A 14040-nucleotide genomic window follows, 5' to 3' on the forward strand; every position below is an offset into this window, starting at 1 on the left:
CCGATTTTATTTTTATTGGGGCGGCAATTTTTAAGGAATTTTTCAAATAAGTTCGCATGTTTGCCATTAAATGAAAATTTAATGGCAAACATGCGGGTTTATTATCTTTGAAAAATTACCTTACCATTTGCTGCCTTTTTTTATTACAGGAGACGTTATGGAAAAAAAATTTACAACAACCATTAATGGAAAAGAATTTTCCATCAGTGGGGGGAAAATTGCCAAGCAGGCATCAGGGTCAGTAATTGTACAATATGGAGAAACCATTGTGTTGGTGACGGCTGTTTCTTCCAAAGACCCCAAAAAGGATATCAGTTTTCTGCCGTTAACGGTGGAATACCAGGAAAAAATTTATTCAGCAGGCAGGATTCCGGGAAATTATTTTCGGCGGGAGATCGGCAGGCCTTCTGAAAAGGAAACGCTGACAGCCAGATTGATTGATCGACCCATTCGTCCGTTGTTTGTGGATGATTATAACTATGAGACCCAGGTCATTGCCACGGTTCTTTCCATGGATAAAATTCATGAACCTGATACCCTGGCCATTGTTGGGGCATCTGCCGCCTTACAAATTTCTGATATTCCCTTTGCAGGACCCATTGCCGGTATCAAGGTGGGGCGCATAGAGGGGCAGTTTGTTGCCAATCCGACCATTGAACAGATGAAAGACAGTGATATCGAACTGGTTGTGGCGGGGTCAAAAACCGGTGTGGTCATGGTGGAAGGCGGGGCAGATATTGTTTCGGAAAAAGATATGCTGGATGCGATTTTCTTTGGCCATGAAGCCCTTCAGCCCCTCATTGAACTGCAAGAACAGGTCAAAGAAGTTTTTGGACGGGAAAAACGCGTGTTTGTTTCCCCTGCCAGGGATGAAGAACTGAAAGCCAAGGTGATAGCGTTCTCAAGGGATAAAATTTATCAAGACGTTCAGATCAAAACAAAAATTGAACGTCAAAACGCGTTGAGTGCTTTAAAAGATCAGGTGGTTGAACAGTTTACAGAAGCCTATCCCGAGCAGACCAAAGAGATAAAAGAAGCCTTTAGTAAATGTGTTAAAATGGTCAGTCGGGATATTGTTTTAAAAGAGGATAAACGGATTGATGGCCGGGCATTTGATGAAATCAGACAAATCGACTGTGAGGTGGGTAAACTTCCCAGACCGCACGGGTCAGCACTTTTTACCCGGGGTGAAACCCAGGTGCTGGGTGTTTTGACCCTTGGCTCGGGTATGGATGAACAACGGGTTGAAACCCTTATGGGAAATGAAACCCGGGCCTTTATGCTGCATTATAATTTCCCGGCCTTTTCCGTGGGGGAAGTCAGACGTGCAGGCGGCCCCAGCCGAAGGGATATTGGTCATGGAAATCTGGCGAGCCGGGCCATTCAAAGAGTTCTTCCTTCCCCGGAAGACTTTGAATATACCATTCGACTGGTGGGAGAGGTCATGGAGTCCAACGGAAGTTCATCCATGGGAACCGTATGTTCAGGAATTCTGGCATTGATGGATGGCGGCGTTCCCATCAAAGCGCCGGTTTCCGGGATTGCCATGGGTCTGGTAAAAGATGACAATAAAACCGCTGTACTTTCGGATATATTGGGCGATGAAGATCATTTCGGTGATATGGATTTCAAGGTGGCGGGAACGGCTGAAGGCATTACCGCACTCCAGATGGATATTAAGATTAAGGAATTGTCAAAAGAAATCATGGAGACCGCCCTTAACCAGGCCAAAGGCGGCAGGATTCACATTTTAAACAAGATGCTTGAAACACTTAAGGATGCCAGACAGGAAGTCTCACCCCATGCCCCCAAAATCGTCAGTATTCAAATTAAACCGGATAAAATAAGGGATATCATCGGTCCTGGCGGAAAAGTGATCAGAGCGCTTCAGGCAGAAACCAATACCATCATTGAGGTAAATGATTCCGGTATCGTCAAGATTGCGGCTGAAAACGAAGAAGATGCAGCCATTGCTTTAAAAATGGTATCCGATATCGCCCTTGATCCTGAGATTGGTGAAATCTATGAAGGTACTGTTGTTAAAATTACCGATTTCGGGGCTTTTGTAAATATCAAACAGGGCACGGACGGTCTGGTGCATATTTCCGAACTGGCCAATCACCGGGTTAAAAAAGTAACCGATGTGCTGAAAGAGGGAGATGTTATCCCGGTAAAGGTTCTGGATGTTACCCGGGATGGAAAAATAAAGCTGAGTTACAAAGCTGCCCTGAGCGATGAAAAATAAGTCGTTCAGTGTCTGTCCCCTTGCCAGTGGCAGCAAGGGGAACAGCCTGTTTGTGTCCTGCAATAACAGTTCTCTATTGATTGATGCGGGACTTTCAGGGATTGAAATTCAACGGCGGCTGAACACCATCGGTGTTGCCCCTGAAAATCTTACGGCTATTATTATTACCCATGAGCATTCCGATCATGTTAAAGGTGCCGGCATATTGAGTCGCCGATTTAAACTTCCTGTTTATATCACACAAAAGACCTATCAGGCATGCCGGGACATTGGAAAAATTGAAGACCTGTGCTTTTTTGAATGCGGCACCCCTTTTCAGATAGATCAAATAAGGGTCCGCCCGTTTTCCATTTCCCACGATGCCAAAGATCCCTCCGGACTGACCATGGAATATAATGGTCACAAGGTTGGCATCGCCACCGACCTGGGCATGGTCACGCGTCTGGTCAAAGAGCATTTAAAGGACAGCAGTCTTTTATACCTGGAATCAAACCATGATCCGGACATGTTGATTAACGGCTCTTACCCATGGCATCTCAAACAAAGAATCAAAGGCAGGACCGGGCATTTGTCCAATATGGATGCGGGGGCACTAATATCGGAACTGAAGACCGAGGCCTTAAAACATGTTATTCTTGCGCATTTGAGTGAAGAAAACAACTGCCCTCAAAAAGCGTTTCAAGAGGTCTCAAAGCACCTGAACGCTTCAGCGATTGCCCTGCATGTTGCCGGACCGGATCAACCGGGGAACGTTATCCACCTGTAATCCCCCGGGATCGGTCTGTTTTTTCTGCCCATGGAGAATCCTCTAAGAAAGAAGGGCATGTGACCTCAATACCGATCAGATTTGTTCTTTTTTCAACAGGTGGTAATATTCACCCTTTAATTCAACCAGTTCCTGGTGAGAGCCCTTCTCCCTTATGGCACCCTCCCTTAAAAGGATGATGGTATCACATTCTTTGACCGTGGACAGCCTGTGGGCAATGATGATGGAAAGTCTCCCTTGCATCAGCTTTTTCATGGCATCATGGACTTTTTGTTCGGACTGTGAATCCATATAGGATGTTGCTTCATCAAAAATGATCAGGTCCGGGTTAAAGGCAAAGGCCCTTGCGATACATACCAGTTGTTTTTCTCCACTGGACAACGGTCGCCCGCCTTCTTTTATAACGGTTTCAAGGCCTGAAAATTTCTCAAATAAAAAATTACAATTGGCATTATATAATGCCGTTTCCAGAGGGGAATCCGTCATGTCAAATCCGGATGGTTTGATATTCTCCCTGATACTGCCGGAAAAAAGAACCGGGTCCTGCATGACCAGGGCGGTTTTATTTCTGATGTCTCTGATGTTTACGGCGTGATAATTGATATGATTAATGAAAATGTTTCCATGATCGGGTTGATAAAATCCAGTGATCAGATTGATAATGGTACTTTTTCCTGAGCCTGTCTGCCCGACAATACCAATGGCGTTTCCTTCGGGGAGATGAAAAGAAATATCTTTTAAAATGCGTTTGTTTCGTTCATAGGAAAAATTTACCTGGTCAAACGTAACACTGGAGATAGTATCAATACACGTTCTTTCTTTGCTGACGCGTTGTTTTGCCTGGTCATGATTCAGCACTGTGATAATTCGTTCTGCCGAAGCCAGGGCATTCTGGAGCAGGTTAAATTTTTCAGACAGTTCTCTTAAGGGCCTGAAAAAAAGTTTCATATACGTTAAAAAAACCACCAGTTGGCCGAGGGTCATTGTCGTTTTAATGACGTTGGAGCTTCCGGTCCATAAAATAATCGCCACACTTAATACCCCCAAAAAACCGATAAAGGGCATAAAGATAGAGAATATTTTTATCTGGAACAGGGCAGCGCTGAAATGTTCGAAATTTAAAGTTTCAAATCGTTGCATGAACCTGTCCCGGCTGGAGGTTGTCTGGATGATTTTGATGCCGGTGATGGCTTCGGAAAAACTGTGGTTGATCTCTGCAATTTTCTGTCGGATGGTCCTGAACGCCCGTCTTAAAATATTTGAGGACATGCTGACACTGATCCCGATCACCGGAATCAGAATGGACAGATAGAGTGTGAGGGTATGGTCAATGGTAAACAGGATTACCAGAATGCCAATCATGAGCAAAAGATCCTTGAAAATAAAGATGAGGATACTGGTAAACATTTCATTCATGTTTTCAATGTCGCCAGCCACCCGGGACACCATCCTCCCGCTGGAGTTGATATCATAAAAGGCGACCGGCAGAAATGTCATGTGGGCGAAGAGGGCGCATCTCAGGTTTAATATGATTTTTTGTCCGGTGTATTCCATGAAAAAGGTCTGGATAAAATCAATGACAAATGAGATGAGGATAAATCCGCAAAAAATGAGGCAAAAGGTTTGGAAAGACGTAATTTCAATTCCAAAGAGGTCGAGTCCGCTTCCTTTCACGGGAACGATAAAACCGTCAATGGCCTTTTGGGTAAACAGGGGCATGAGCAATTCGAAAAACGTTACCAGAAAAACCAGGAGTGTTGACACGATCAGCATCCATAAATAGGGTCTGATAAACGGCCATAACTTTTTAATCAGCTTTAGATTGGCAAGCTTGATTTCCTTTTCTTCCCGGGGGGCTTCAGATGTCATATTCCTCCTCAAACTGTTGGACCCGGTAAGAGTGTTCGTAGAATCGATCTGTTTTAATGAGCGCTTCATGGGTTCCGAAATGATCAATCCGCCCTTCTTTTAAGACAAAAATGCTGTCACAGGCAGCCAGTGCGGAGATCCTGTGAGATATAATAATGAATGTGGCATTTAAATTCATCCGGCCTAACTTTGAAATGACGCTGGCGGCAGTATGGGAGTCCATCTGGCTGATGGGGTCATCCAGGATGATGATGGGTTTTTCCAGTATCAGGGTCCGGGCAAGGGCAACCCGTTGTTTTTGTCCGCCTGAAAGCGTTATCCCCCTTTCACCAACAAGGGTTTCCAGTCCATCTGGCATTTCCTCAAGGGTCTCTTTCAGGTTGCAGACGTTGATAATTCTGTCGAGTTTTTTTTGATCCAATGGTTTGCCCAGGAGAATGTTTTCTTTGATGGTGCCGGAAAAAAGGAACGCTTCCTGGGGCATCAATGCCACCTGCTGCCTTAAAAAATCCAGATCAAGGGTTTTTAGATCAAGACCATCCAGATAAATGGTGCCCTTTGTTGTATTGTAAAGTCTTGGAATCAATTGGACCAGGCTTGTTTTACCGGAACCCGGGGGGCCGGTGATGCCAACGGAGGTCCCCGGATGGATATCAACACTGATATCTGAAAGCACGGGACTGCCCTTGCCATAAGCAAAACCGACGTTTTTAAACCGGATGTTTCCCTTTACGCTTGAAAGGGGATGGGGGGTTTCAGGGGAGGTCACGTCAGGCGTTGAGTCTAAAAGGGTATTAATCCGTTTTAAGGATGCCATTCCCCGTTGAAAGAGATTGGTCATCCACCCAATGGCAATGACAGGCCATGCCAGAATCCCAAGGTATTGCAGAAACGCGACAAGTTCACCCGGTGTGAGCACCTGTTCCATGACCAGATATCCGCCGTAAAATATAACCACCAGGGTGGACAGGTTGAAAAACAGCCCCAATAAAGGTCTTAACAGGGCAGTAATAACCGCCCGTTTCAGGTTTTTTTTAAAATAATCGGTTGAAGCCCCCCTGACCTTTTGGCCGACAATGGTTTCAAAATTAAACACTTTTATGATGCGAATACCAAAAAAACTCTCCCTTACCAGCTCTGTCAGTATGGAAAAAGATTCCTGGGCTGTTTTATGAAAACGATACATTTTTTTGCCCAGGGTTCTTGTCACAAGAATCAAAAACGGCATGGGGATCATGGCCAGGGCAGTCAATTTCGGATGGGTCAGGAGCATGATGGCAAAGGTGGCACCGCCCAGCAGGATCGTGTCCACCAGCACGATCAGGCCAAAACCGAATGCCATGCGGATATGATTGATGTCGCTTACGGCATGGGCCATGATATCCCCTGTCTTGATGGTGTCTAAAAAGGCCATGTCCAGGTTCAAGACATGTTTGAAAAGATCATCCCGGATGCCCTTCTCAACATCCCTGGCACTTCCCATGAGAAGATTGCGCCATACATACCTTAATCCTGCCATGACAAGACCCAGGAAAATAATAAACATACACTTTAACAACAAGGTGTTGCTGTCAAAAGGGGTTGACTTTAAGGCGTCTATGGCGGTTTTAATAATCTGGGGAATGACCAGCTGTGTGACGTCCACAATAATCATGCAAAAAATACCCAATAGTATTTTATACAGATTTTTTTTAAAGTACGGATAAATCAGTTTCAAAATAATTATGTCATTGTCCGGGTTTTTACCTGGAAAACATCTCCAAATCAGATTAAGTCACTGGGAAAAAATCATACCAGATATGCCGAAGACCGTCAACGCGTCTCATCGTAACCCAGCCATTCTCATTAGGGTTTAAATCATTGACCCTGTTCCCGGGAAAGTTGCGTTTCATAATGAGAATGGCTGATCATAACCCGGCCAGCGTTAATGGGTGACTATCGGCGCTGTGCCAGTGATTTCACCTGAATGGCGGTGACCGGGAGGGGTGTGAACACATCCAACCAGTTTATGGTTGACTTTCAGCGGCTGAACCTTCTATAAATAATGACTGTTATTTTATACATTATTTTTGGAGATAAACAATGAAAATACTCAAAATAGATCATCTGGGAATTGCCGTCTCCAGCATTGATGGAAAGAAGAATTTCTGGACAGATGCATTGGGACTTAATCTTGAGGGTACAGAAACCATTGAAGCTCAGAACGTGACCACCGCATTTTTGCCTGTGGGTGAAAGCGAAATCGAGCTGTTGGAATCCACATCCACGGATGGACCCGTGGCCCGGTTTATTGAAAAAAAAGGTGAGGGGATTCAGCATGTGGCATTCAGAGTTGAAAATATAGAAGATGCTCTTGCTGAACTGAAAGAGAAGGGAATCGCCCTCATTGATAAAACACCGCGTATGGGCGCCGGGGGTGCCAAAATTGCGTTTTTACACCCCAAAGCCACATCCGGAGTCCTGGTTGAGCTGTGTGAAAGATAGGGGTTTATTTTATAAATTTTAGTTGGACCGGAGGAAAACCATGTCTCAAAAGTCTGATCTGAATCGCTGGCAGGATCTTGCCACAAAAGAATTGAGGGGAAAGCCCCTTGATGCCCTGACAAAGAAAACCATGGAGGGGATAGATATTAAACCGTTGTACACGGCCAAAGACCTTGATAATGTGGAATTTATGGATAATCTTCCCGGGTTCGAGCCCTTTGTGCGGGGGCCCAAGGCCACCATGTATGCCGGCCGTCCCTGGACCATTCGCCAGTATGCCGGGTTTTCCACTGCCAAGGAGTCCAATGCCTTTTATCGGAAAAATCTTGCAGCAGGACAGAAAGGCCTGTCTGTGGCCTTTGACCTGGCCACTCACAGGGGATATGATTCCGATCACCCAAGGGTTGCCGGTGATGTGGGAAAAGCCGGCGTTGCCATTGACTCTGTGGAAGATATGAAAATTTTGTTTGACCAGATTCCCCTGGATCAGATGTCGGTCTCCATGACAATGAATGGTGCGGTTTTGCCAATCCTTGCCGGGTATATTGTGGCAGCAGAGGAACAGGGAGTGAAACAGGAGCAGCTCACGGGCACCATTCAAAATGATATCTTAAAGGAATATCTGACCCGGAATACCTATATCTATCCCCCAACCCCTTCCATGCGGATTATTTCCGATATCATTGGGTTTTGTTCGGATAACATGCCAAAGTTTAATACCATCAGTATCAGTGGGTATCACATCATGGAGGCCGGGGCAGATTCAGTTCTCCAGACGGCCTTTACCCTGGCGGATGGTCTTGAGTATGTCCGGGCGGCCCTGGCCGCAGGGCTGGATATTGATACGTTTGCCCCCAGGTTGTCTTTCTTCTTTGGGATCGGTATGAATTTTTTCATGGACATCGCCATGCTCAGGGCCGCCAGATTTCTTTGGGCAGAACTCATAGCCGCGTTCAATCCAAAGAATCCAAAATCCAAAATGCTTCGAACCCACTGCCAGACATCGGGCTGGAGCCTGACCCAGCAGGATCCCTATAACAATATTGTCAGGACCACCCTTGAATGCCTGTCCGCGGTATTGGGGGGTACCCAGAGCCTTCATACCAATTCTTTTGACGAAGCCGTTGGTCTGCCCACGGAATTGTCCGCCAGAATTTCTCGAAACACCCAGATCCTGGTTCAGGAAGAATCCCATATCTGTGACGTGGTGGATCCCTTAGGCGGATCCTATTATGTTGAAACCCTGACCCAGAATATCGTTGATGAGGTCCGCAGCATCCTGGCGGAAATCCAGGAACTGGGGGGTATGGCCCGGGCCATTGAATCCGGGATGCCGAAAATGAGGATTGAAGCAGTGGCAGCCCGGCGCCAGGCAAGGATTGACATGGGTAAGGATGTGATTGTGGGGGTGAACAAATACCGGATGGCGGATGAAATCCCCATCCCGGTGCGGGAAGTGTCTGAAGATGTTCGGGAAGAACAGGTGGCACGACTGACAGAGATAAAAAAACAACGGGATAATAACCGGGTTCAACAGACCCTGGCAGATATCACAAAGGCTTGTGAGTCCGGTGACAACCTTTTGGCTGCCTGCCTGCCCGCCGTAAGGGCAAGGGCCACGATTGGGGAGATATGTGATGCCATGGAAAAAGTGTTCAAGCGGTTTGTCGCCACCACCCAGTGCATTTCCGGGGTGTATGCCGCAGAAAGTCCAGATTCTGAGATTATTGCATCTCTGCGACAGCGGACGGCAGCGTTTAAAGACAAGACCGGTCGCCGGCCAAGGATTTTGCTGTGCAAGATGGGGCAGGACGGCCACGACCGGGGGGTAAAAGTTATTGCCACGGCGTTTGCGGATTTTGGGTTTGATGTGGACCTGGGCCCCATGTTCCAGACCCCGGTGGAAGCCGCCCGGATGGCGGTGGAAAATGATGTCCATGTGGTGGGCGTGTCCAGCCTTGCGGCAGGACACAAAACCCTGGTGCCCCAGGTCATTGCTGAATTGAAACGGCAAGGGGCTTTTGATATTCAAGTGGTGGTAGGCGGCATCATCCCCCCCGGGGATTATGATTTTTTGAAAACCGCCGGGGCGGCTGATATTTTCGGTCCGGGAACGGTGGTAACAGATGCCGCCAACAGGACCCTGAAGATGTTAGGGGCATAATGCGGATGATTGAAACCGATCCTGAACCGTTTGTCCGGGGGATTATAGACGGCAACCGGCGCATGATCGCCAAGACCATTACATTGATAGAGTCCAATCTCAGGGCGCATCAACAGACGGCTATATCGGTTATGGAAAAGATTCTGCCCCGAACCGGAAACAGCATCCGGTTGGGGGTCACAGGGGTGCCTGGTGTCGGTAAAAGTACGTTTATTGAAAACCTGGGGGTTTATCTGGCGGACAAGGGTCATCGTGTGGCCGTCCTTGCCGTAGATCCATCAAGCCAGCGAAGCGGGGGGTCTATTCTGGGAGATAAAACACGCATGGAAAAACTGTCTGCCCATGCAAATGCCTTTATCCGTCCGTCTCCGGCAGGAGAAACCCTGGGTGGTGTTGCTGCCAAAACCCGGGAAATCATGCTGATTTGTGAAGCAGCCGGGTTTGATGTCATCCTGGTGGAGACCGTTGGCGTTGGTCAGTCTGAAACCAGTGTGGCCGCCATGGTGGATTTTTTTTTAGTCCTGATGATTGCCGGCGCAGGGGATGAGCTCCAGGGTATTAAAAAAGGGGTCCTGGAACTGGCGGACGGCATTGCCATTAACAAGGCAGACGGAGAGAATCTTAAGGCAGTGGAAAAAACCAAAGGCGGGCTTGAAGCAGCCATGCACCTGCTCAGGCCTGAAACGCCCACCTGGTTCACGCCGGTTTTGACCTGCTCGTCTCTTGTTGAGGGCGGCACGAAAAAGGTCTGGGAGACGGTCCTGGATCACCATCAAAAATTTAAGGCATCCAAAGAATTTTTGCAGCGGCGGAAAAAACAATCCTTGAACTGGATGTGGACCCTTGTTGAAGAGGGCCTGAAACAAAGATTTAAACGGAATGAGAAAATTAATCAAGCCATACCCCTTATTTCCCGGCAGGTAGAAGATGAACGAATGACTCCAGCAGCAGCGGCGGAAAAACTGCTGTCCTACCTGTAAAAACAGGAGAAAAAAACATTATCAGACCTATCCAGACCATTATAACCGTCCTTTTTTCATCCTCATTGCAGCAACTATCCCCGCCCAGGGCATCTTTATCCGATAACCTGTCCTGGCCGTTCGTGGTATCACGTCTTTTTCAGTCGTTTCATGGCATACGCAAGGCTTGTCTGCATTCTGACAATTGATTTGGCGAGCATTCCGATTTCGGTTTTTGATTGAATATTGATTTGGACATCAAGATCTCCAAGACTCATACGGGTTGCCGCGTCTGTCATCTCCAGTATCGGCCGGCTGATTGACTTGGCAGAAAACCAGGCAATAATGGTCACCATTACAATGGTGAAGACAAAAACCAGGAGAATATATCTCTGGAACTTGAACAGGGTTTCATATGCTTCGCTTTTTCCCTGCTGGACAAAGATATTCCAGCCCAGCGCATTCTTCTTGAAAGAAGCAATATTCTGTTGTCCCGCCTTGTCAACGAATTCTCCGAACCCGGCTTGTTTTCCGGTGGAGAGTAAAAAGACCTGATGATCGGAAAGGTCTTTCTCTTCTATCACATATGTCTTTATCTGGTGGGCGATCACCTTGTTTTTTTCGTCCACAAGAAAGGCAAAACCGGTTTTGCCCTTTGTCCATTTTGCAACGGATTGTGAAATGGCCTCTGTGGTCATTGCCGCCGCAAGCACACCCACCATTTTTCCGGCATTCATGATGGGCACTGCCAGGACAAGGGCAGGCTTCCTGGATGTTTTTCCGATCAGTGTCTGCCATGAAAATGCCTTACCGCTTTTAATATCCTTGAAATATGCCCGATCCGAGTAATCTTTCAACGGTTTCCCGTCACTCCTTGCCGTGTTTATCCCATGTTTATCCAAGGTAAAGACAAGATACATCCAGGGGTATTGTTCCTGTATTGTCTTCAACGTAGTGGTCTGTTCGACCCGCTCCAGATTTGTGATTGAGCCGAGCCTGGAAGCCGTCAGCAGCACCCGTTTGTTTTTGTCCACCCACTCATCAATATGGTCCAGGAGCCCGGATGTGGCCTGCTGCATCAGACGCTGGGTATCCTTTTTTACCCTGTCTCCGGTTTCATTGTAAGTTGCCATGAAAAATAAACCGACCGGGACAAGGCTGATGAAAAGCATGAGAAGGATGGTCCTGGGAAAGAGCCCGAACCTGATACCGCCTTTTTCGTCTTTTTTGACCCCGGGGGAGATGTCCTCTGAATACGCAACACTTTCATAACTGGCCACTGGTTTTTCCACTGTAAAAACCGTGTCGCAGACTCTGCATTTCAGTTGCACCGTATTTTGTTTGAATTTTGTTTCATCCACCGTGTATTTTTTTTTACACTTTGTGCAGGCAACAATCATAATACCCTCGCATGTTTTGGATTATCAAGTTCTTAACAATAATTTTTTTACCTTATTGTTGAAGTCAATCTTCTGGATCGGGTCTGAAATCTCATCATCTATTTTGGAAAGCAGCGCCTCAAGGTCGTTGACCGGTATTTTATTATCCGTGATGTTCATGTCTGAAAGGATATCGGTGATGATGATATTCGCTACAGGACCGACATGATACGTAAGGATTGCCGTGAGTTCCTCTAGAAAATTGGCACTGTATCGTTGGATTATTTTTTTAACGACAGGCATAATGAGACCCATCTTATACAAGGCTGTCAGATTCCGTTTGAAATCATCAGGCGCCATACCCGATTCCCGGGCTATCAACCCAATTTCTTTGTTTTCATCAATCAGGGCTAAAATGCTAAACTGTTGCGCCGAAAGGGTGATATCACCATGGAGATGTGATGCCCTTTTTTTAAAATATTTGAATTTTGCCATTTTAATTCCCACCCGTATATTGATTTAAGGTCATAATAATAATCATGACACCGGTAAACGGCAATATCAAAAGAATACAGTCTGAACAGGTGTTATATGACTGTGGTCCAATAACAATAAACCAGCGGTTTTTTCCTTCTTTCAAAAAACATCATTAGTTGCATATGAACAGCAAAAAGCGTACCATATAGTCTTGTGATGCCACAAACCAAAGCCTCACGATTTTCCAGTATTATCCTCCCCCATTAGCGGTGGATCTATATTGAAAAAAGGGCATGAATCATGACAATTTGGGGACTAAATGGCTGAAGATTGACAAAATTCATACTCGGGTCATTGAAACCCGACCAGGAGTTCAGAAAAAATGATGACGCAAAGGGCCCAATGATGAACAATTCTTCTTCAGGCGTTCTTTTTTTACTCTCCATTGCTGTTGGTGTTGCAATGATGGGGCTTGGCATCATCTGGCCGCTGGTCCCGGTATATGCCGTTGAATTGGGGGCTGGGGGAACCATGGTGGGGCTTATAATCGCCAGTTTTAATTTTTCCCGGGCCCTTTTCAGCCCCTTCACCGGTGGGATCTCCGACCGGTGGGGCAGAAAAATATTCATCGTAATCGGGTTGTTTGTTTATGCTGGAATATCGATTCTTTATGTCCTGCCGGAAAGGGCTGAAACGCTAATTGTCATTCGGTTTTTTCACGGTTTGGCATCCCTTCTCGTTGTTCCCATTGCCATGGCCCTTGCCGCTGATATCGCCCCGCCGCGCAAATTGGGGGTGTATATGGGAACCCTTAACATGGCGGTCATGGTTGGTTTGGGATTTGGTCCGGCAATGGGGGGTGCCCTCCGTGATTATCTGGGTATAAATGCCGCGTTTTATACGATGGGTGCCCTGGCATTTATAACCTGCCTGCTGGTAATGATATTTATTCCTCCAGACGTCAGGTATTACGGGAATAAGGCAAAAAGCAAACCGTATTCCATAAAAAAAATATTATCCAACAGGATTGTTCTGGGTATATTCACCATGCGTTTTTTTGCCGCATCCGGCCAGGGTGCTGTGTATACTTTTTTGCCAATTCTTGCCATGCAGCTGGACCTGTCCAGTACCCAGGTCGGTATCATCTTGACAATGAATATTTTTCTTATAGCGTTTCTTCAAAGACCCTGCGGCAGATTGGCTGACCGGATTAATCCCAAATACCTGGTGATTATCGGAACGTTCGCCTCGGGGGTGACCGTATTTGGAATGCCGCTGGTGGATGGCTTTATATTCATCCTTGGACTGAATATTCTCATGGGCATTGCCAACGGGATATCCCTGCCCGGTGGTCTGGTGATTACCGGACGACTGGGGCGTGAGATGGGGATGGCGTCCATCATGAGTTTGAATGATGCTGCCTGGAGCCTGGGGATGATTGTTTCACCGATCCTTTCCGGGATAATACTGGATGCTTTTGGCCTTTCCTATGTTTTTATCATTGGCAGCCTTTTGATTTTAATGGGGGGCATTACCGTGATAATTTTCCTTTGGCATTATGAATAGAACAATAGATTGAATGTGTGGCAAATATGCTGGGGGGCCGTGCCGTTGACATCTGCAGGCCTTAATAACGGCTACTCTTCCCTAAGCTTTGAAATTGCCGGCAAGGGTTGGAAGGCTGTTTGCAAAGACGA

The 14040-nt window shown here is 46.6% G+C and carries 10 protein-coding genes; 6 read left to right on the plus strand and 4 right to left on the minus strand.

Annotated features, from left to right (window positions below):
* Positions 1-157 precede the first annotated feature (157 nt).
* Both pnp and Q1Q15_RS06325 read left to right on the plus strand, forming a co-directional pair.
* A complete protein-coding gene (pnp, locus tag Q1Q15_RS06320) occupies positions 158-2245 on the plus strand; it encodes a polyribonucleotide nucleotidyltransferase (RefSeq protein WP_300457754.1) in 2088 nt (695 codons plus the stop codon).
* The gene (locus Q1Q15_RS06325) at positions 2235-3011 is read left to right on the plus strand and encodes an MBL fold metallo-hydrolase (RefSeq protein ID WP_300457755.1); all 777 of its coding nucleotides are present in this window, start codon (positions 2235-2237) and stop codon (positions 3009-3011) included. Before pnp ends, Q1Q15_RS06325 begins: the two co-directional genes overlap by 11 nt.
* A 75-nt stretch (positions 3012-3086) precedes the next feature.
* Here the strand turns inward: Q1Q15_RS06325 and Q1Q15_RS06330 are convergent, their stop codons facing one another.
* Positions 3087-4880 (minus strand): ABC transporter ATP-binding protein, encoded by a 1794-nt coding sequence (locus tag Q1Q15_RS06330; RefSeq protein WP_300457757.1) that lies wholly within the window; start codon positions 4878-4880, stop codon positions 3087-3089.
* A complete protein-coding gene (locus Q1Q15_RS06335) occupies positions 4870-6597 on the minus strand; it encodes an ABC transporter ATP-binding protein (RefSeq protein WP_300457758.1) in 1728 nt (575 codons plus the stop codon). The genes Q1Q15_RS06330 and Q1Q15_RS06335 overlap by 11 nt, the downstream gene beginning before the upstream one ends.
* A 365-nt stretch (positions 6598-6962) precedes the next feature.
* Between Q1Q15_RS06335 and mce the strand changes: the two genes are divergently transcribed.
* The 3 genes from mce to meaB are packed head-to-tail and all read left to right on the plus strand — an operon-like array spanning position 6963 to position 10508.
* A complete protein-coding gene (gene mce / locus Q1Q15_RS06340) occupies positions 6963-7364 on the plus strand; it encodes a methylmalonyl-CoA epimerase (RefSeq protein ID WP_300457760.1) in 402 nt (133 codons plus the stop codon).
* Positions 7365-7404: 40 nt separating this feature from the next.
* Positions 7405-9528, plus strand: a complete 2124-nt coding sequence (scpA, locus tag Q1Q15_RS06345) for a methylmalonyl-CoA mutase (protein ID WP_300457761.1) — start codon at positions 7405-7407, stop codon at positions 9526-9528.
* 5 nt (positions 9529-9533) lie between these two features.
* A complete protein-coding gene (gene meaB, locus Q1Q15_RS06350) occupies positions 9534-10508 on the plus strand; it encodes a methylmalonyl Co-A mutase-associated GTPase MeaB (protein WP_300457762.1) in 975 nt (324 codons plus the stop codon).
* Positions 10509-10636: 128 nt separating this feature from the next.
* Here meaB and Q1Q15_RS06355 read toward each other — a convergent pair whose 3' ends face one another.
* Both Q1Q15_RS06355 and Q1Q15_RS06360 read right to left on the minus strand, forming a co-directional pair.
* On the minus strand, positions 10637-11887 hold the full coding sequence (locus Q1Q15_RS06355; RefSeq protein WP_300457764.1) for a cache domain-containing protein: 1251 nt from the start codon (positions 11885-11887) through the stop codon (positions 10637-10639).
* A gap of 24 nt (positions 11888-11911) precedes the next feature.
* Positions 11912-12361 carry a hypothetical protein gene (locus Q1Q15_RS06360; RefSeq protein WP_300457765.1) on the minus strand — a complete coding sequence of 150 codons (450 nt, stop codon included), beginning with the start codon at positions 12359-12361 and terminating at the stop codon, positions 11912-11914.
* A gap of 312 nt (positions 12362-12673) precedes the next feature.
* Here Q1Q15_RS06360 and Q1Q15_RS06365 point away from each other — a divergent pair, with 312 nt between their 5' ends.
* On the plus strand, positions 12674-13909 hold the full coding sequence (locus Q1Q15_RS06365; RefSeq protein ID WP_300457766.1) for an MFS transporter: 1236 nt from the start codon (positions 12674-12676) through the stop codon (positions 13907-13909).
* Positions 13910-14040: the final 131 nt, after the last annotated feature.

This window comes from Desulfobacula sp. (assembly GCF_030145145.1).
Taxonomy (GTDB): domain Bacteria; phylum Desulfobacterota; class Desulfobacteria; order Desulfobacterales; family Desulfobacteraceae; genus Desulfobacula.